This is a genomic window from Citrobacter sp. Marseille-Q5395, from assembly GCF_947057495.1.
GTDB classification, from domain to species: domain Bacteria; phylum Pseudomonadota; class Gammaproteobacteria; order Enterobacterales; family Enterobacteriaceae; genus Citrobacter; species Citrobacter murliniae.
This window is the reverse complement of record NZ_CAMSEL010000013.1, coordinates 1-20,821: the sequence shown is the minus strand read 5'-3', so window position 1 is coordinate 20,821 and position 20,821 is coordinate 1. Positions and strand designations below refer to the sequence as shown.

17 protein-coding genes are annotated in these 20,821 nt (G+C 43.2%); 4 read left to right on the top strand and 13 right to left on the bottom strand.

Annotated elements, in window-relative coordinates; translation table 11 throughout:
- Window positions 1-5 precede the first annotated feature (5 nt).
- The 11 genes from trhN to parM all read right to left on the bottom strand — a co-directional run bounded on the left by trhN (window position 6) and on the right by parM (window position 14,845).
- Entirely contained in the window at window positions 6-3,182 is a 3,177-nt protein-coding gene (gene trhN, locus OH663_RS15550; protein ID WP_015063125.1) for an IncHI-type conjugal transfer protein TrhN, read from the bottom strand.
- Between the two features lie 18 nt (window positions 3,183-3,200).
- On the bottom strand, window positions 3,201-4,256 hold the full coding sequence (gene trhU / locus OH663_RS15545; protein WP_022652170.1) for an IncHI-type conjugal transfer protein TrhU: 1,056 nt from the start codon (window positions 4,254-4,256) through the stop codon (window positions 3,201-3,203).
- 11 nt (window positions 4,257-4,267) lie between these two features.
- Window positions 4,268-4,399 carry a hypothetical protein gene (locus tag OH663_RS15540; RefSeq protein ID WP_022652169.1) on the bottom strand — a complete coding sequence of 44 codons (132 nt, stop codon included), beginning with the start codon at window positions 4,397-4,399 and terminating at the stop codon, window positions 4,268-4,270.
- Window position 4,400: 1 nt separating this feature from the next.
- Window positions 4,401-5,909: an IncHI-type conjugal transfer protein TrhW gene (gene trhW / locus OH663_RS15535; RefSeq protein WP_015063123.1), complete on the bottom strand. Its 1,509-nt coding sequence runs from the start codon at window positions 5,907-5,909 to the stop codon at window positions 4,401-4,403.
- Window positions 5,896-6,408 (bottom strand): IncHI-type conjugal transfer protein TrhF, encoded by a 513-nt coding sequence (trhF, locus tag OH663_RS15530; RefSeq protein ID WP_015063122.1) that lies wholly within the window; start codon window positions 6,406-6,408, stop codon window positions 5,896-5,898. The genes trhW and trhF overlap by 14 nt, the downstream gene beginning before the upstream one ends.
- A 278-nt stretch (window positions 6,409-6,686) precedes the next feature.
- Complete coding sequence (gene rsp / locus OH663_RS15525; RefSeq protein ID WP_040115165.1) at window positions 6,687-10,985, bottom strand: IncHI-type conjugal transfer protein RSP; 4,299 nt, start codon at window positions 10,983-10,985, stop codon at window positions 6,687-6,689.
- A 120-nt stretch (window positions 10,986-11,105) separates the two neighbouring features.
- Window positions 11,106-11,663, bottom strand: a complete 558-nt coding sequence (locus OH663_RS15520) for a hypothetical protein (protein WP_022652167.1) — start codon at window positions 11,661-11,663, stop codon at window positions 11,106-11,108.
- 2 nt (window positions 11,664-11,665) lie between these two features.
- The gene (locus tag OH663_RS15515) at window positions 11,666-12,100 is read right to left on the bottom strand and encodes a hypothetical protein (RefSeq protein WP_022652166.1); all 435 of its coding nucleotides are present in this window, start codon (window positions 12,098-12,100) and stop codon (window positions 11,666-11,668) included.
- Entirely contained in the window at window positions 12,090-12,542 is a 453-nt protein-coding gene (locus tag OH663_RS15510; RefSeq protein WP_015063118.1) for a hypothetical protein, read from the bottom strand. Before OH663_RS15510 ends, OH663_RS15515 begins: the two co-directional genes overlap by 11 nt.
- Window positions 12,543-13,106: 564 nt before the next feature.
- The gene (locus OH663_RS15505) at window positions 13,107-13,784 is read right to left on the bottom strand and encodes a hypothetical protein (protein ID WP_015063117.1); all 678 of its coding nucleotides are present in this window, start codon (window positions 13,782-13,784) and stop codon (window positions 13,107-13,109) included.
- Window positions 13,785-13,810: 26 nt separating this feature from the next.
- On the bottom strand, window positions 13,811-14,845 hold the full coding sequence (parM, locus tag OH663_RS15500; protein ID WP_015063116.1) for a plasmid segregation protein ParM domain-containing protein: 1,035 nt from the start codon (window positions 14,843-14,845) through the stop codon (window positions 13,811-13,813).
- 372 nt (window positions 14,846-15,217) lie between these two features.
- On the opposite strand from parM, the gene OH663_RS15495 reads away from it, so the two are divergent.
- The 4 genes from OH663_RS15495 to OH663_RS15480 are packed head-to-tail and all read left to right on the top strand — an operon-like array spanning window position 15,218 to window position 17,907.
- A complete protein-coding gene (locus OH663_RS15495) occupies window positions 15,218-16,165 on the top strand; it encodes a metallophosphoesterase (RefSeq protein WP_015063115.1) in 948 nt (315 codons plus the stop codon).
- Window positions 16,165-17,004: a hypothetical protein gene (locus OH663_RS15490; RefSeq protein ID WP_015063114.1), complete on the top strand. Its 840-nt coding sequence runs from the start codon at window positions 16,165-16,167 to the stop codon at window positions 17,002-17,004. Before OH663_RS15495 ends, OH663_RS15490 begins: the two co-directional genes overlap by 1 nt.
- Window positions 16,997-17,518 (top strand): hypothetical protein, encoded by a 522-nt coding sequence (locus OH663_RS15485; protein ID WP_015063113.1) that lies wholly within the window; start codon window positions 16,997-16,999, stop codon window positions 17,516-17,518. The genes OH663_RS15490 and OH663_RS15485 overlap by 8 nt, the downstream gene beginning before the upstream one ends.
- Window positions 17,515-17,907, top strand: a complete 393-nt coding sequence (locus tag OH663_RS15480) for a hypothetical protein (protein ID WP_015063112.1) — start codon at window positions 17,515-17,517, stop codon at window positions 17,905-17,907. The genes OH663_RS15485 and OH663_RS15480 overlap by 4 nt, the downstream gene beginning before the upstream one ends.
- A 185-nt stretch (window positions 17,908-18,092) precedes the next feature.
- Here the strand turns inward: OH663_RS15480 and OH663_RS15475 are convergent, their stop codons facing one another.
- The gene (locus OH663_RS15475) at window positions 18,093-19,097 is read right to left on the bottom strand and encodes a ParB family protein (protein ID WP_040115168.1); all 1,005 of its coding nucleotides are present in this window, start codon (window positions 19,095-19,097) and stop codon (window positions 18,093-18,095) included.
- Entirely contained in the window at window positions 19,094-20,347 is a 1,254-nt protein-coding gene (locus tag OH663_RS15470) for a ParA family protein (protein ID WP_015063110.1), read from the bottom strand. Before OH663_RS15470 ends, OH663_RS15475 begins: the two co-directional genes overlap by 4 nt.
- Window positions 20,348-20,821 lie beyond the last annotated feature (474 nt).

The following is a 20,821-nucleotide window of genomic DNA, read 5'->3' as shown; positions in this document are numbered from 1 at the left end:
TACATTTAGTATTTTGGTAATTCCTTCCCAGTAATTGGGTCTACATAAGTTGACCCAACTTCACAAATCGCGGGCCGTGGTAGATAGCTACAGTCCACATTCTCCTCTTTAATTGCCTGATTATTTTCCTGTCTAGCTTTTATCATATTATCCTCACCACCCATTGATTCTTTCGTTCTTTGGGATGGAAGTTGGTAATTTTCATTTTTAAATGGCAAATTTTCTGTTATCGATGACTCGGAGAATGTAGCGTACTGATCAGGAACTTCTCCGACCTGGACGGCATCGTTAATCCATTCAGTTAAATCGATCTTATCAAAATCTAATCTCTGTATTTGACTAATTGATAATCCAACGCAACTCGAAGCAACCGGATCTATTCCAAGTTGAGGATACGCCTGCTGCATAATCACGCGAGATAACATTGAATTGTAGCAGCACATGTCTGTTGCTTTTTTAACACACTTCTTTGTAAATCCCATATTGAGATATTTAACACAGCGTTCAGTATCCAGTGTGAAACAGGATTTCTGATTTTTATGAATAGACGCTTCCATTTCTTTTTGATCACAGGCCACAAGCATTTCAAGCAACATTTTTGTTATTTGATATGCGGTATAAATCCAGCCAATGACATTTAATGCAAGCATAAAGTTTTGAATTGCTGCTGAAAAGACTACTTCGCCACCCGTTGTCGCTACATTTTTAAAAACGAAGTCCCTTACTGTATCGGGAAGCAAGTCATATGCTTTTTCCATGGCCATCTTCTTAAGGGTACCAAGCCCGAAAGAGCTCATTGTCTCCTTAGCAAGTTGACCACTTCCACCAGCAGTGGATGAACCTACTGTTCGCCCAAGGTTACCGGCCACATTTTCGTAGACGCTGGTTAGCGAACTGGTGACATTGTTCCACATCTGACCAACAGTTTTACCTGCCGATGCTGTCCATTCACCAACCGAGTTAGCCATTGAAGCCCAGGTTCCACTCTCCCCACCGGTCCAGCTTACCAGCTGAGCATTCACTCGTGTCCAGTTCGTGTTTCGGATCATCGACCCAGCCAGCATAATCGCCTCTAGTGAGCCAGCGGTACCCTGTGGCTGTTCGCAGCAATCTGTTTTGGCCAGCCCGTTCACAAAACCAACGGACCTGCCGCACCATTCTGCTTTCCCCTCAAAGACGGAGCAGGAATTAGGGTCGTTGGGATCTTCGCATTTTGCCTCACCCTGCATGTACTGAACCATGTTTGAGTACGCGGCCACTTTCCCAAAATCATTGTTTTCCTCTTTTGGGCCGGTTTCGCATGTTCCACCAGAACATGGGATCATACCTACACAGGCGTTAGTCTGTGACTCTACCTCTCTGACGACGTCCTTACCTCTGTCACACGTATATTTCTGCTCATACATGTAGCATGTATTTGTGCCTTCATCGAACCAACCTTCTGCACAAGTCTGTGTATCGAGCACACACGCAGCATCATTTTTATATGTGCCGCAAGCGTCAGGCATATTTTTAATGTCGTCGTAGTTGTAGCAGAGGTCTTTTCCTGCGGCGTCTTTCATGATGTTTCCCTTCGCATCATATGAGCACAGCTTTTCCTTCGCCAGGGGATCACAGAAGTAACCTTCAAGGTTTGTTTTCCAGGTTAAGAACCCGGTATCGCCTTTATAAAGCGGTGTGGCCATTTTAAGCACAGTTTCCGGGAGCCGCTTTGTACCGACATCCATGTTCACAAACCGGTCAAACCGACAGAATGAATTCGGCGTTTGTACTGCATCAAAACAACCTGCGGGTTCCTGTATATGTTTATCCTCCAGCTTCATATTTTCAAAAGTCAGCTCAACTTCAAAATAGCCTTCCCCACCGCCACCTACCCAAACACGTGACGCCATTGTCACTTCACGGTCCACCTCCTGATATACAGAGTTTCTTACCTGGTCGGTAATATCGTAGACTTTGTCAAGCTTCCATGATTTTTTCAGCTCCCATGGCCCTTGTGGTGATGGATAATTGCTACTTCTATATTCTCCATCTATGTGAGCAAAAATCTGCGTTCCATCAAGCGTGACCCTCATATGATCATCCCACTCTGCATTAATTATTTTCGCAGTTGCAAGCTTTGCATCAGGATGAAATTTTAAGGTTAATGAGTTGTCATATACTCCATCGTTCCAATAGTTGTCGTCTCTTCTGCCGAACCAGACCCTCACACAATTATCCCCGCACATAGACATATCACCATTACCACCTGAGATATAAACAGGTACGGAAAAATCACGAGTTATTGTGCAACTATTAAAGTTATCTTTCTTGGGTGAGTTGCAGTAAAACTCTTTATAATCTGGATAGTGCGTAGTAATAGTTTGTTTTTTTGTTTCCGTATTGCAACTCTGTAGCCAGTTGCCTGTACCGGCTACAGCATTACCAATTTCATTTCGGCCAGCATTGAACATAGGGTCGTTAGGTTTAATATTAGATGCTGGGTTGTCTTTATTTGCATTCACCAGTGTACGGTAGGCAACCCCATCGTAACTCTGCGCTTCAAACAGCTGACTTTTTCGATTTTTGATGTCATTGATGAATCCATCCTCATCTCCATACCGGCCACCGGAATTAAACTGAATATCACTGTGCTTCTGCTCTGAGCTGAATAGCTCTCCTGTACTGGTTTTGGTTCCTGCCGTTGTATTCGTGTTGTTACTTATACCAATGTTACCGCTACTGTCTCTGGAAAGTAACTTTGCCCCCTCTTTCGTATAATTAGAGTTGATCGTACCGCCCGTCATGCTCGGTAACTGTACGGTCTTACCGATCGACTTGCCGTCAGATGCAGCATTACTCATAACACTTTCGTTTGAGTTCAGCGCCCCGTACTTCCCAACGTCTAAGTTTATTGAATCTGCTTTACCTACATATTTATCTGATATTTTTCCGCTCAGGTTTTCCCCGGAATCAGCATTCTTGTACTTCTCTACAATATCCTGAGCACTTGTTGTTGCATTTCGATTTGCGTTGGGGTTCGCAAGGTCAAAATTGTTTTCCAACTGATCAAATATCGCATCAGCTGCGTATATTTTTGGTGTCATAACCATGTTAATGAGCGAAACGTAAAATGCCCAACTCATAGTATTTGCGAGCATAGACGCAATAATTGTTGAAGCAATTAATTTCCTAGTTTTCATATTAAAAGCCTCCTGCAATTAAGCACCGGGATTAAAACGGACGCAACAGTCATTATATCTCCATAGCATATAGACATAATTATCTATGCCTATTTTCTTTCGTCCACCTTTCAGTGTTGACCAATCATGTACGGAGTCACCAAGCCTATGGCAGCAATCAGGCCCTTTAGCTTCTGGCGTTGGGTAAAGCATTGAAAGTCTATATTGTGAACGAGGAGTGAAGTATTCCCATGTTTTCTCACACATTGCATCTGCTCCCATTGTTCTCATTAGCATTCCTTGCCGATGTAACTTAGTTAGTAGTCGTTGTGTAATAAGTGAACTGGTTCTGACGGCATCATCATTCGCATAGACGTGCCCTGTAAGCGGGTACAAGTTACCATCACAACCGGCACAAAAATAGGCAGCCAAATTATCCTTTCCGGCAGTCACTGCCACGCAGTCAGCAGCACATACCATTGAGGCAATAGGGTTTGCAAATACCACAGCTTCGGGGTTCAGCACGAGCGTCAACAGATCACTTTCCCACATTGGATCAACTTCGCTGATATACGTCAGACTGGCATCAATATAAGGTTCTGCTGTACATTCACCGATTATCAGCAATTTCAACATTGTCATGATCGGGAATTCCCAGAGATGTACGTCGTAGAATCCGGCTTCTGTAGCAGTCATAGGCTGGTTAGTATTGCTCTTGCCAATATCGAACTGTGATTTTTGCAACATGGTTCCCTCCAAAAATGGGCTGCACCATGGGCTTTTCACTACTTCTACGATTTTAACTGGCTGGAAAAAACTTAACTGCCATCCGATTTCTGGTATCCCATTTTGGTCTGTGCAATAGCAGCCGGGGCGTGAGGGTGCGGCACCTTCAGGTGCCGCACCAATTCCCATGATCCGCATCGGGAAGATGCAACTCCAGCAGATATTTTTGATTAGTCCCTGCCACACACCAGCTGACTGGCACATTGCTCCCGGGACGCCGGTATCTGCGGCCATGGTCATTGCAGGCAGGGAAAATGACAGCATGACAGCAACCAAAATTTCCAAAAGTAACTTTTTTAGCTTCTTCACCGGCACGCTCACTATTTAGTAATGAATGTTGTCACGCTTTCCATATACGTAACCACTTTGTTGAAATACTCTCTCATCAGGTCCGGGTAATTCAGAGTCAGCCATGTGGCCAGCAGCGCCCCTAAAATAAATCCGATCTTCATATCAGTTCTCCTCTGCCGAGATTTTTTCTCCAACACCACGTATTTCAGCTTCACTGAATTGCGTTATCCGGAATTTATCTTTTTCAGTTGAAATCAACACTGGAGTGTTTTTAATCTGGAAGCGGGAAATAATTTGCTCATTGACTTTGAATACTTTCCCGTTAAATTTCTCGCGCAGATCATTCAGATGGTCCCAACCATTTTCCTGTTTAATTCGCGTAAACATCGGCATAACCTGTCCGCTGCCAAGAAGTTGGCGATATTGCTTCTCAGCCCAATCAAGCTGCCCCGGATTCAATGGGTCAAAAATTATCATGGTGAGGTTCTGCGGGAACCTGCTCAGCGGGTTAATCAGCTCGCCCGCAGAAGCAATGACGCGGCCCTGCTTATCTTTCACGTCCTGAGTGACCCTGATAGTCGGGTCAATTAACCATTCCTTGTGCTCCTGAGCCGGAGGCAGATTAACCATGAATTGGTTCTTCCATGTGTCTGCAACAGCTCGCTTCTTGGCGCCCTCCCAGTCATACTTTTGTGCTCGCTCTTCGAGCTCTTTAATAATGCTTTTCTCTTCGACCGGATAGGTCGTACCAGCATTAGGTAAAATATCCTGATCGGGATTTCTGGCCAGTTCTCGCTGGAAGAAATCAACGTTAAACGAACCGACCATTTTAGCGAATCGGGATTCCTCACGGGAGATAATTGTCGGGACCTGCGTGACCTGGTACTGGTCAAACGCATCAGGGTCAATCGTAATCAGTGGAGAGTCAAACTTCCCCTTCACCACCAACTGATTGATTGCAGCCTGAGTCTCCGGAAGACGCGTCGTGCCTTTCTTCAGACCATTAAAAACCACTCTCGCCTTATTTTGTGACGCGGTACGGAGTAGATCTTCTAGGACGTAATCAGGCAGGCTAAATGACGCAAAGATAGTGATACCGTTTTCTGTCGAAAGCACCTCTTCCCGTCTGCTATCTATTTTTCGTTCGAAGTCAGCGGCGGTGATCCCTGAGGTACCAAACATTTTTTCGATATTCGTCGACTGGCTGCGCATTACTTCTGGTTTATTTTCGACAGACTTCAGTGCTGAGTCGTTCAGCTGAATATTTCCCTGAATTTCATCACGTCTGCGAATAATGTCATTAACTGCTTCAGAATTATTATTCTGAGCGCGTATAGCCTGAGTATGATCGATAACCGCCTGCACACTGTCAGCATTCATACCCGGTACATAGCCCCGATTCGTTGGCTGACTGATGTCCCTGTTTTGCTTCAAAGCTTCAGCCTGGCGGACGTACTTCTGGACATCCGGAGAATCCAGAGAGCCTGACGAGAGCGGGCCTTCTGCTGTTTCCGGCGGCGTTGACTGAGCGCCCAATACTTGAGCTTGCCTAGCAATGTCGTCAGCAACCTGTTGATACTGGGGGCTAGCCGTAGCGGTGGACATCAAGGCGTAAAACGCCAGGCAGGTGGCCAGAGGCTTAATCGTTGTTTTTAATTCAATAGATCGCATATGTTTTCCCAATAACTGAAGTCAACTTAACCGGCCCCCAAAATCGTGAGTCCCATGAGTGATCCGTTTGGCCAATTAAAAAAACTTCTCCTTTCGGAATAGTTAATTCTCTTTCAATAGACTCAGCAGGTATGTTGTATTTCATTGAAATACGTCTGGCATTAGCTTTATAAAACTTGCTCCCGTTATAAACGCCATCCATTGTGACTCTTAGGCGATCTCCGCCTACCCCCGCCACAATTTTAATAACCTTCTCATTTTCACGTATAAATCGGACTGATTTTGGCATATGAAATGCAATGATGTTTCCTGCCTTGACAGATTTATCCTTCAAGTCAATCATGTAAAAATCAGCAGGTAAACAACCATTTAATAGCCCATGTCCAAATGTAAATCGAGTAAAGAAGATGGCCAGTACCAGTATCAGAATTGCCAAATTGATCGGCACGTACCAATCAAAACTCAGTAACCCACGCTTCTTAGGTATGTATTCGCTCATAACCTGCTTCTCTCAGATACCGGAACCAAAGGACTAATTTTTACATTACCTTAATACCTATTATCCATGTTTTGGACCGTCATTATTTCTACAAAGCCAGTTATTTCTGATAATTTACGCCCCTCTTTTTCTTTCATTATTGCCATTGATTGGTGATTCATGAGACTTGTATCACCGTTCATGCAAAGTAACTTTTCCGACGAAATCAATTCAAAAGACCAAAGACAAAAAGCCGGGACATTACTGTCCCGGCTTCTATTTCAGTACATAAATTTGTCTTACTGCGATGTACCAGTTGTTTCTACAGCCTTTGATTTTTCCTCATCTGGGCCATATACGACCGTGCGCTGTGTTGCTGAATCTCCACTATCATCATATGCGACTACACGGATATCTTGCTTCCCACGATTAAGATTTTTCGATAGTGTCGCAGTGCTGCCAAAAACATTCCTTAGTTCATCATTGATATACCATTCATAACGAACCAGTTTGCCATCAGTATCGACACATTTATTTGTGAAACTCCAGCTCATATTGGATTCTGTATGGCTTAGCACACATTGCGGAGCGGCGTTTTTTACAACATCAAAATCTACTGATGCTGTACCACGCTGTCCCATTTTACTGACAACATCCAGCGTGATTTCATATTTTTTCTCAGTAAGACCGGGAATTCCCTGAGCCCAATAGTTTTTACTACCCTGGACAACCTCTCCATTTACTTTATACGTCACCGTATCAATACTGTCAGCAGAGTGCGCCAGTTTAATATTAGATCTTAGTGTGACATCAAGAGGAGCCCTCATGAACTTATTAGAGAATTTTGGGGTCATTTCAACAGTCATCGGAGTTTGCTCATCGACGACGAAGGTATTTTCAATACGCTGTTCGTTATTACGATTATCGCGGAAAACGATCATCAACGTATATTTACCCGGCTTCGCAATTGCAAACTCTTTCGTATCTCCTTCATCTTTTGAAATGGAGATATTTTCCTTATCGTAGATCCACTCCCGTGAATAAGTTACTCCCGGATAGTCACCGTCTTTTATTCCGGTCAGGGCGACGTGTAAGGTCGACGGGGCCATAGTGTATTTTAGCTTCGTACTGACTTTCATTTCAGGGAACTTATACACCCAGGACTTAATCGATACTTTCCGCGTGGAAATGGTACTTTCCTTGCTGTCAGCGAGCCATGCACTGTATGTAAATGCCGCATAGCCTTGCTTATCCAGCATCTCCTCTGTCAGCGTCATCGACAACTTAGGCCCTCTGATTTTCTGTCCGTCAGGGGCAGTCCATTCTTCAATGACGTCATTTCCGTTCTGGTACCGACTGTTCGGGTTGGAGTATTTACCATCTAAAGTAACTTTACTTCCCACCTCTACCTTTGAAATGCTGCTCACTGAAACGGAAAGGCGCTTGGGTTTAGCGACCGTTAACCGCGCAGACGTCTCTTTCCAGGAGGACTCTTCAGCCAGGTCGTCTGAATCCAGATAGCGCATCCGGGCGTAGATAGTTGGCGGAAGCTTCTCAGCGGCAGTCACGGTATAGGTAGTGTCACCCGCGACCCAATTAATTTTATCTTCCGACCACATTACTTCAGCCGTACCCTGCGGAATCGGCTCATCATTATCCAGCAACGAGACTGGTAAATCATCGCCTTCAAGAATTTCCGCAACATCAATACTTAGCTTAGGCTGTTTGTACGTTACAACTGTCAGCACGTCGCTATAAGACACTTTTGACGTAAACTTGTTGGTCATCTTGGCCCTGTAGAGCCACTTACCGACGTCAGTTTTTCTGATTGAAATACTTCTCTTCCCAGTCATGTCCGAAAGCATCGTCCATGTCTGCCCATTGTCTGACGACTCCTGCCACTCGGTAGGAGCAAGCGCATCAGAGTTAGCTGTGCTGGCCGATTTGAAGTTCACAAGCGTACTGAGCGGGATACGGCCGATAATCAGGCTCTTTGAGAGATTACCCTCCAGCTCTTCACCCTTATACACACGTATGCCGACCGCACTTGTTTCCCGGGTCAATTCAAAATCAGCGAAAGGCGAACGGACTTTAGCTATCCCGACAAGACGCATGTTCCCAAGGTCCATATTCTCGATTTTGATTTTTGTTTCGACTACCCCGGCATCATTCACCGGCAATGCCTCGGTTAATGGGGTACGTTCATACGTCGTTTTAAAACGGCCTGTTTCTGGATCTTTACCATAGATACTTTTCTGAGCGTAAATGGTTACATCCCAGTCACCCATTGTCGTCCGGCTAAATGAGCTTTTGCGAGTTGAATTGTTATAGCGCCCAACTGACACCTTCAACGGTAATTCCATTGTAGTAGCCGTCTTTTTGTCTTCGACTTCCATCGTAGCCCGAATGCTGAAGTCGGGGACCGTATACACGTTAAGTGTATCGGCGGTCCGCATTGTCGGGTCCTTCGAGTACTCTACAGCAATGTCGAATACATTTTTCGTCCACAGTGGGGCTGCGGCTACTTTCAGACGCTGAACGAATGTAGTTGCATCGTTGTTTGATGAACGGTTTTTAAACGTCGTTTTTGTGTTCTCACCCCCGTTTTGCGAAACATAGACTGTCACATCAGCAGGTACCACTTTTGCCAAGAGGCGAGCAGCTTCCCCACCTGTCGTGTACGCTAGTGCAGTGTTAGGGTTGATCCCAGTTACCAACTTATTTTTCTTGTAAGTAAGGATTGGGTTATATGGCAGTTGAGTTGTCAATACGCGGCGGTATTTGGCCGACACAGCTTTAGAGCCTCTACCGTTTATCATATAGACTTGGTAATCGAGCAGGTTTTCGCCAGTTTTATTGAAGAACCCCGTAAGTCCTGGCGTCCTGCCTTTAAAGTAAAATTCAAGCCCGTCCGGTACATTGTTCCACTGAGGGTAACAGGCAGTGATATCAGATTTGCCGCCATACCACTCAAGATAAGCCTGCGCGTTCTCTTCCGTAGTAAAGAGAGTGCATTTATCACCGGCTGTCTGACTCATCAGATCGGTATATTGCCGAACGCGAGAATACAAGGTGACGTCTTTTTCTAAGTTTTTAAGCGCAAACCCTGTCGGTTGATACGTGAAAGTGGTATTGAATGTCACAATCTTGCCATACAGGTTTTCCGCCACGACTGTGATTTCGTGGTCAGCATTCACATCTAGATCATCCCCCACCGGCAGATAATAAATGCCTTTGTAGTTCGTTGGGGTGAGTTCAACAACTTTGTTATCGATAGTAACGGCTTTAATATCCGCAACCCCGGCCTGCCCCTGGAATGCGGCAACAATAATTTCATTTAAGAAATAAACAGGTGCTCGTTTTGCCAGCGCTGCCCCATCCTTAAGTACCATGAGTGTGGGGTTATCAGAAAGCATCAGTTTGCTTTCGGGCTCATTGTACGTAGACGTATTCTTGCTAGTATTCTCTATAGTGAACGTGGCGGCATAAGAGCCATTCGTCAGGTCTGTTAAGTCAAAGATATACAGATACTCATCGCCGACCTTCTGGGGTCCGCTCACGGGCTGGAGGGTACGGCGTATCGGTGTTGCCCAGGATTGCTTAAAGTCGATAACCGTACCGTCATCCAAAGTTACTTTTGTTGTCGGCTTGAAAACCCCGTCCGGCACCATCGTCAGCGTCATAGCTGTTGGTAGCCACCACTCGCCTTCAGTCTCTTCCTGGGGCACTTTGACGACTACAGCTACCGTTTTAGCGCCGGTATAGATTTGCTGACCGCCAATACTGATAGTTTTAGCTTCATCAGTGAAATTCCAGAGAGTATGGTCAACAACAGGAGGACGGTAGTCCCAGGTCAGCGTAAGCTTTTGCGCTTCAGGAGGGGCAAAGTAATTATTTTTCGAATTAGCGGTGACAGTTATTTCCCGTGAACCTATCAATAAATCCGAATCACTTACTTTAATACTTCCTACATCGATCGTGCAACTGGTCCCACCAATAGGGACTTCACAGGCAGAACCCGATCCGATAGAAATATATTGCACAAAATTGCGGGGTTCTACTGAGACGGCAAAACTCCTGATCACTTCATCCTTAATATAAGATTTAAGTGTGTAACCCTCTTGAACCAGCCCATTCATAGACGACTTTAGGCCGGTGATCGTCGGTTTAACCGGTACGAGAGCATTAACTGTATACTCCCCTTTCACTACTTCTACTTTTTGCCTTTCTGTACCGGAAAAATAGGAAATTTTGTAAGGGAGTTTTAGGTCTCCTGAGCTGTTTGGAATCCCGGTTAACGTGAACCCGTTAGCAGTAAATCCAGAGCTATTTGGAAGCCACTCAAAGAAGCAGACAAGATTATCCACCGTTGATGTCGCACGATCATCAACCGTCACATTACATGCGGTTCCAGAGCCTGAGGCAGTAATTATATTATTGTTTACGAATGCAACAAAATCGCCCGGGCCGGGATTAAACGTGACGGCAGGCATATCAGCCTGGAGTTTTCCGGAAATCATAATTGCCTCGGCATGTACCGACTTAATCGAGGCAATTAAAGAAAACAACAGGGTTAAACATAAACCTGATTTTCTCATGACGAACACCTGTTTTTTTTACGCAGAATTAAAATTACTCTACGATAAAAAAATCTGAAATCTTGTTCGTTAAGAGGAAAAAAAATATTAATTTTTTGCTAAAAATTGAAGATTTTTAACTCACTGACAGCTTTTCGACTCCGAAAGGCGCAGAGCAGTTATTATCGATTCTGAGGATACCCATGGCATCTTAAGCGTCAAGAATCCAAGCAAAAAAAGTCCTGTTGAAACACAATCCATTTGCGTTACGGGAAGATTATAATTTATGGGTTTAAATGAACCCCTTTCGACCGGAACAATGCCTGACGTGACTAACAAGCCCCCACGGTCATTTGGGCCGATAGTGATATTTTTGTAAGCCTGGTGTGTGCGATGCGTGGTTTTTCTCTTTTCAATTTTAAGTGTAGGTTTAATTCTCAGGAAGACAGAAGCCAGCGCCATGGCTTCGTTTTGGGATAGTTTCATGAGAATACTTCCCTCTGAATTCCACCCATATTCTCTATTGTCAGCCGGAGGGGCGAATTGGAGAGTAAGGTAATATTTTTCAGCCTCGCTTATGAAGGCTGAATTATCAGCAGACCGACTTATGTCGACGTTCACTTCAAATGCCATCGCCACTGACTGGCTGAAGACCCTAGCCCGTAGAGCCTTCGTTCCAATAGCTTCCAGTTCTTTCATTGCTATGCTCTCTTCTTAAAGAACCATATACCGGAGATGACTTCATTATCCTGGATGCGTATCAAATCCGAAATAACAAAACCACCTTTTCCTTCCGAAATTATCATGGTGTAAGAACTCGTATGCACAAGCCGAGCATTTTTGATTGGTAACCCAGCACACTTAACAGAAATTTCATCAGGCGAAACTTTTTCAACAAAAGTAACTTTTGATGCAACACCATTGATATGTATGTTTCCGTTATCTGCAATTTTAACGTTTAACGAAGGTGTGGATTCTTTATCACAGGGTTGGAAAACAGACGTGGCTTTAAGAACTTTGCCAGTAAAATCGTACAAGTCGGGCTCCGCCGGTCTTGCGTTGAAAAGCGAGTAAGCCCCCGCAATTGTTAAACCGAGCACTACAAGAGGTAATAGTTTCTTGTAATTAACTTTCATCCTCCAGTTCCTCTCCAATCAGGTGTAAAGCACTCACGCACATAAGCCTAAGCTGATACAGCAAATTGTCGGCGGTGATACCACCAACAAATGTCACTGTACGGCGTATCGATACACCACCAGGCTCGCATTGAATATGGCCAATACCCGCATCGCGAAGAAAATCATTCTCGGCGCTTACGAGGTCTGCTTCCGCAGGTGGAATGACCACTTCGATGAGTATTGTATCAATTGGAGCCCATTCCCAGTCGTACTTAAGGGAGGAAATTGGAGCGATAGAAACATGAAATTCATCAATATTAAAAATTACAGGTTTTTTGCCCGTTGATTCAGGCTGAATGAAGGGATTCTCGACCAGGACAACTGGGAATTCAGAAATAGACAGAACTTCGATTAACTGATCTCGACGTAAACCATGTATTAGTGAGTTGCGTGATAACATTCAGTCAGCCTTCATTATAATAATCAAACAGTTACACATGATGCCGTTAGTTTCTTTACGCTCATCCAGATTGCACGGCAGAAACTCTTAGGATCATAGGGTGCTAGGGTAACAAAAAAACCTAACTTGACCAGTAAAGCATAGAGATTTTTTACATAAAATAATAAATAAGTACCAATTTTAGTAAGATATTTCTTACTTCAACCAATACTTTAGGACAAATCTGTACCCGTTTTAACACCTGTTCTTAAATCGTGCAAACGAACAACCATAAACAGGAGCTAAACCACCTTTTTTTTAGTAGTATACATAACTAAAATTAGGTTTCATAAAACAAACTGGTTAGACCTGAAACAACCAAAGAGGTTCATAATGAGTTTTTGAGTTGGATCTATAATTCTACGAAATTATTTAACTTGCTATGCAGCATTGAGTGTTCCATTAACTACATGTAACCGGTTCACCATCCAACCTCATCTACTAATAATATACCAACAAAAAAGCCAGCTGGTAAGCTGACTTTTTTGAGAGATTACAAATTTTAATCAATTGATACTTCTATATTTACTTTGCAAGATTTGCGAGGTTTGCATTTGCCCTTTTCTTCTGCTTTGTTGTCACACCCTGCACTTGCGCTTGTTCACTGAGCGCCATGGTTTCGGTTTGAGCTAAGTTAACGTCCGGAGAACCATGATTAGTTTTTAGAACTGAATCATTCTGATTTGCGATCGCAACAGGCGGCAAGGTCTCTACAGTCACAGGCATGGAGTTTTTGGCCAGTTCTGTAGACATTAATTCCAACCGCTGTTCCTTTGCTGTCTCAGGCTTTACTGCATCACTGACATCAGTTTGACAATTAGTTGAAAATACAGCAGCAGGATTCTTGCAATTATTAATCTTTAAAATTAAATCGTTGAATTTCGAATCAAGCATAAGACTTATTTGTTCTTTCAACTGTTCATTACTTAAATCACTCTTTTTAAATTCATCATTAAAAAACCGATTTAGATCAGCAGCCGTTAATCTCTCATTCAGTCCATTAATAAAACTTGATAGCTCGGGGAAGAGGTTATTTAGCACTAACCCCGTAGTGATTGCAGACCTTATTATGGAAAGCTGTTCGCCACGATGTGTTAAGTCACTTTTTTTTAGAAAATTATAGGCATACGGAGATTGCCTTTCCGATAACCAAAACGCGCTAATCTGGATGCGATCGTTTTCCTTCTCAGTTTTTTTTGTCATACCCCCCCCCCTTTACAAAACCATCATCACGCAAAAACAGTATCTGCAATAGCCAGTGAGAGAGCGAATTGCGGATTATCTACCATGATGATTTTCGATTTATCAAAATGTTCACGCACTGCCGGTTCAATCAGGTAAGAACCCCCACCGACTAGGAATACATTGTGCGGACGTTCTTCCACCTGAGTGACTGCTTTGATCACTTTTTCTTGAAGTTGCGCTACGGCACTATTTACGGCTTGGAAGACACCATCAAGATCATCGGAAGAAACCTTTAGTGAGGCTTTGTTATCACGATTGTCGACCAAGTGTTGAATATACGCGTAGCTTGCGTTCAGCTTTGAAGAATCCAGATAACGACGGACTTCATCATATACGATAGAACAACCAATACGGTCAAAACCCTTGACTCGGGAGATCTGTTCCAGCTGACCAGTAATGCTTGCTACATCAAGTGTTGTCCCACCTAAATCGATAACCAGGCTTGATTCAAAAGATTCAATTAACTCAATTTCATCTGCACGAGTTACCGCCGGAAGTGACTCAGGAAACACGGTAACTGAAACAACATTAAATGAAACACGCTTACCATCAATATAACGTTCAACCGGCTTCATCAGGTTGTCTTTTTTCCGTTGGATGTTTTCGTCATTGGTTTCACCCAAAGCGGTATAAAACTGACTAAGTGGCAATGTTACATAGAGATGAACATCCTGCGGCTCTAAACCAGAGGAATGAAGAGCATGGTGAACATTCAGACGACTGATCTCATCGTACTGATGCGCAACGTCGGTAGTTTCAAGGGCATTACTAGATTCACTGTGATGAGAGAATCGTTGAAGGCCATCAATAAGGTAATTAAACGGAATAAGCCCGTCATGGCTTACCCGGAAATCTGCAACGAAACTATTTTGAGTCAATAAGGGAACAAGGTCACCTTGATTGTTAACACAAACCAGTTTTGCCGCTTTACTACCATCATCAATAACAACTTTAAGTGTCTCTAATTCAGTAGAGTTTGATTCAGCTACAGCCAGTTTTGTTTTTACTAATTCAGTCATGCAGAACCCCTCGAATTGGTTTAATTAACCCACCACTTTTGATATGGAATTTATACACTAATGGTTGCTTTAGGTCAACAAAAACGAGGCAAGAAACACACGTAAGTTATTGTTAAAAAAGAATCCTTCGTTTTTAAAAATTGTCTTGCTCTACTTTATGTACACTTGATAAAAACACACATAAATGACGTTTTCTTCAGCTTTACGACACTAAAAAATCCTATCCAAAGACGGCACTTAAAAGTCTCTCTGTGCGGATACTACAGATGAATTCAACTTCTATTTTGCCTAAGCGCAGAAATTAGCCCTCTTAACGAAAATATTGCCGACACTCATCCGGTATTATTACTGTACTTTCTAGAAGAGGCATTTATGGCATCTGAGCACGTCCAGACAATTGACCTGACTAATTATTCCGGAAGGGTTTTCTTTCTGGCAGATCCCCATGGACATTATTCGACGCTTTGTAATCTTATCCATTCGATATCGAGCCCAGATGAGGAACTAATCATTTTCCCTACCGGGAATCTCTTTGATTATGGTCCTGAGCCCATGGAGTTAATGACAGCGATAAACACTGGTATTTTTGATGGACGTTCTGTGCGAGTGTTCTCAGCAGCCGGGGCTGGTGAAGAGATGATGAAGAAGCTCTTACCCACAAATAATGATCGTAGGACTTATTACCCAAGCACATTTCTTAACGAACGGTGGTGTGCAAGAGGCGGACGTTGGCATAAACAAATTAACCGCAGTTATCTTGAAGAGGAGATCAGCAAACTGCTCTCCACCCAGCTGGCCACGGTGATGAAGGTGCTTTTTAAAGGAAATATTACTATCGGTGTTTGTCCATCCGACTACACGGACATACGACAGGGTTTCGACAATACCTATAACGCTCTCCTCGCGTTTAATCAGGCAAACGTGAATATCTTTCAGAGTCAGTTTCTTTTTGGTATGGATCACGCAGTCAGCCCAATGAATATTAGCGATGTCAACCTCGTTGTACTGGGTCGGAATCCGGTCAATAGCATCAGAAAGGCTCATGGGTTACCTTTGACTAACTTACCTGTACTCGTCGGCAACTGTCTCCATATCAATACTGGCTCGCTGTTCATGTCAGCAATTAGCGATCCAGCACTACTAGCCCCAGGTATACCTCGTACTACAGTTCCGGCAATAACGCTGGTCGAGTTGATACTGGCCTCAACACCAACCCTAATTTGCCACCAAATGATCCTTAATAAGAACGGCATTTACACACAAAACACAACACCACTTGACCTGGATTTAAAAGATAACAACATAGAGGCTGCTTTATAATGCAGAAATTAAAACTGATAATTTTACCGGTGCTGGCATTTGTGTGGCCATCAATCAATGCAACCGCATCGACTAAAACACCAATGCCTACTTCTCAGCAGTCAGTTGCTAAATCTGAGGCTAACTATGAATTTATTTCTATTTCTGCAAAATATGTCGACGGTATGTGGCTTGTTAATGGTCAACAAAGACCTGTAATTAAAACAAGCATGACTAAGCGTAACTATCTCCAGATCGCAAATCAGTCAACACTTACGCCTTTGAACCTTGTGATACCCAAAATTGCATTTGACGTTATAGCCAAAAATGGCGTTTTGTTATCAAATATTGTATCCCTGGATGAAGATGCAGCCGGTAAAAAAATTCTATGGTTAGAGCCGGGTTCCAGCCTGACAATCTCTTTCGTCAATGACCTATCCAGTACCCCATTACAGGCGATAGTGTCCGTAAGTAAATTGAATAAAAGCGTTATTGCGATTTTTGGACCAGACCAGGGTAAAAAATTCACCCTCCCCCAAACTTCAAAATCACAGGATTTTTCAAAGGAGTATGACCCTTCACCAGAAGTCGCACTACGTCTCAATGTGCCCAAAAAAATTCACTCTTCCGTCACAATCCCAGATGTCGCGACTGCATCATTACCGTCCTCACATACCTACGAGATTATAGCGACTGATAAACTCAGGTCTTTTATGTTTTCAGAGTTTGTTTGGGTTGGTAAACGTAACAGCTTCCTCGTTGGTTCTAATTATTTCTCCAAAAATTTGACGGTTTACCCAGGTGAAGAATTCGATATCAGCACCATACAGAAAACGATTATGAGGGCTAGTAATGATTAAAGCAGCCGGAGTGATTTTTATCTGTCTTTTGACTGGCTGTCAGTCGGTTGGAAGCAAAATTGCAGACCTCCCCTCAGTAGGTTTCGACCCTGTGATGAGCAACAAAAGTGAATCCTATACCGACGGAAAAGTTACTTTTCTGATTGAGAGTTCAGGCACTGATGTCTGGCTGCTCGCCAAGAATGGTACCAAGGAATTTATTGAGTTATCGGATCTAAATCTAGCCGGAAGCCGTTGCACCTATTCATCGCGTGGGAAACTGTTATTAACACCTGGTTCAGTTTCATTGTTTACTGTTCCGACTGTTGGTTTACTCGGCCTTTGCTACGACAACACTGACCAATTAACGTTTATTAATAACGCATTTACCAAAATTTCACAAAAGTCGAGTGATGGACCCACATTGCCATTGTTGTTCAGTATTAGATATGAATTTCCCGGCTCGGGTGAAACAAACACAACGCTAGTTACGCAATCATTAAGTCTTGCATTTTTGGAACAGGAGCAATCATGAAATCTATATTGGCCGTCATCTGTATTTGCTGCTGCGAGGTGGCTTTTGCTTATCCTTATCGCATCTACACAGCACCTGATGGTGCCATTGTGAAAAATATACTGACCAATGAAGTGATCGGTAGGACACCGGTTGAAGTTGATGTCAGTAATACTGAAGCAGGCTCCACGTTCGGGATATCTATGTATCGGCATGAGAATGTTGCAATAAAAATATTCACAGTAATGCCAAGCGCGGAAAATAACTTTACTGTTTCAGGTCCCGACGTTGCAACAATGTCTTTACCAGGTAAAGCCCCTTTAAACGTAATTAATGACAGTAATGCAGCAGCAGTTCACATAGATCTCAGGCCTTTTCTTTCTGAACCTGCACATCAACCCATTCAATAGTTAATTTAGGTCCCTGTCATGGGGACCTGCAATCTCATTTATAAGGATATTTGTTCTAAAGATCATGCAGTTACACGCATCTAGAATGATTAAGGCTTTACAGTATTGATAATGGAGGGAATGAAATTAAGGTCAACATAGTAATAAATCCGCATCCTTGCGATGCGGATTAATGCAAAATTTAATTATTCTTTTTCTTTCAACTTCGATTTTATAAACTCCTCAATTTCTGCGATCAATTCGCTATTCATTCTATTAAATTCAAACCTAATTTTTCTTCCAGACGCATTTTTGCTAATCCTTGCATATTTATCTTTATTATCAAACACGGCTAATTCACGAGTTTCCCACCCCTTGCTAGGAGGTTTTATGTCAAGCTGTTCAACTACTGTAGTAATTTTATCTATTACTGTCTTCTGTGCTTCGGAAATATCGGTTACATCCAAGCTCCTTATTTCCTCCCGAACATTATCTACAACTTCCTCAAGAGAGAATAAATTCTTTTCGACGTACTTCTGTAGTCGGGATAAGCGATTGTAATACGAGTTAGGAATACCTTCATAGTCAGGAAAGAGAGCAATAAGAGAATTATCTATCTTCGCCGCCTGGATACGCTTAGAAACAGATACATGGCTGATTCCGAGATAATTAGCAAGCTCTTCATTAGTTGCAAATCCAAGGTCTTTCATTTTCTGTAAATACTGGAATCCAACTTCACGGTAAGAAAATCTCCGTGATGTCTGTGCTGCTGTAATGATGGAATTAATATCTTCCGGGGATAATTCATCCGGCAACACCCATAGTGGCAAATCCTTCGCAGATTGAATACAACAGAAACGCCTACGACTGCCCTCTATAAGCAGATACACCCCATTTCGTTTGACAGCAACGCCTTCTGTATCAACACCACGTACCTTAATTTGTTCCAGGATATCTCGAACTGCATTTACAGTGAGAGCTTCCTGGTTTCGTGGGTTCATAGGGTGTACTGCGGTTTCCAGTTCCACCTTCTCAGCCGGTACAATAATGTGTTCAGCTTCCAGCTTACGTCCATTATGTAAAGCAAACAGCTTCCTCAGTCGAGGCTGTGATTTCAGGCCTGGAAGCCCGGAGCGATGGCTGACTTCAGTACGCTTAGGTGCATTAATATAACGGGATTTGTCATTCCCGATATGCTGCTCATCACTCATGCGTTACTCCTTTCTTTCACAGAAAAACTCTTAATCTCATTTATAAATTGCTGGTAGACCGCCATTACAGATTCTTCAGCCACATCAAGCTGCTTAGGTGAGCAAAGCTCTTCAGACTTTTTAATATCCAATACGGTTCTGCCCCTTGATGCTGCGGCTTTAAACGCTTCGGAATTTTTAATATTTGCAGACATAAAGAGTTCCTGCACTGTTCTTACCAGTTTATCCAGAACAATTTTTTCATATGGACTCTTATCGTCTACGTTAACAGCCAGCACTTTGAACCACCTCAGATTTTCGCCCTTGCTCGGCGATTGTTTGAAACGCTCGCTGATGGTCAACATGAAATCAGTTGTGGAAGCATAATCGTATTCACGAGGTGATACGGCAACAAGAATGCCATCAGCGGCTTCATCAGCTGCCCAAGTGATTGGCGAATCCTCTGGTGGAGTATCGATGATAATCAGGCCGTATTTTTTCTTCAAAACAGGCAGAATAACTTCTTTGAATCGAAGTAATAGCTCTGTTCGTTCTTCTCTGGAACACTGCCAGTATTTATCTTTAAATCGCGCATCTGTAGGAAATGCTGTAATAACATCAAGATTCGGTAGGTGTGTCGAAAAAGGCATACTCTCAATGATTTCTTCTTCCGAATACCCTAAATCAAGGTATTTTTTGTAATCTGAGTCCTCTTCATAAACCCCTAAGATGGCGTCAATAGCAGTGAGGAAAACATCATCTTCCGCTACACTTTGTATCATCCCGCTACCAATTGAGCCTTGTGGGTCCCATTCGATCAAAAGTGTCCTTGCGTTTAGATGCATATCAAGCGCTGCGGCTACAGCAAGAGCCCCTGAAGTTGTACTCTTACCCGTGCCGCCCTTATGGTTCTGCGTTACGATTGCACGGCTATGGTAATAGTCGCTGTACCGAGGACAGCCCAGAGCATCCATGATTTTTTGGACGTCCCACCTGGTATAGAGATGGTTTTTGTTCTGAAAGATAGGAGCACCAACCAGACCTCTATCTTCAAGATCGGCAAGGATTTTATTAAAGGTGACGCGTGACTTGCCAAAAAAATCTGACAGATTTTTTTTATTCAAACAATGGTTATAGATGAGGCGATCTACACCTTCAACACTATCATCCGAGACCGAAACCCTTGAAGAGACCAATAATGACTCCTTCAGGGAAATCTGCTCGCTCTTCATTCGTTGACCGACAAGGGCGATCTTATCAATTAGATTCATTCTCTTCCGATCCCTTTTAACCTAAATAATGAAATTAAACGCATATATGTACACTTTACGCATAATGCGTACATTCGTGCCTTATGCGTTTAATTGTAACCGTAATTCTAACTATACGCTAACGTTCTGTTTCTTTTTCGTCGATTATGGGATATCAGCCTCATCGGTTTACTTTGTTATGTGTAAAAAGAGAGTTATAAGGAATGACTTTCAACATTGGCGATAGCAAACTACCGACTTAACAGGAGTCAGCTATGTGGCAACTAACGTCAATTCCCCGGTATTCAAAAGCATCTCTTTTTGGGCTGGCGATTAACGGGGTTAAATGTTCCGGCACTCAAACAGCATCCCTCCCTTGGCTGGCGATTAAGGGGGTTAAATGTTCCGACACCCGGACAGCGTCCCTCCCTTGGCTGGCGATTAAGGGGGTTAAATGTTCCGACACCCGGACAGCGTCCCTCCCTTGGCTGGCGA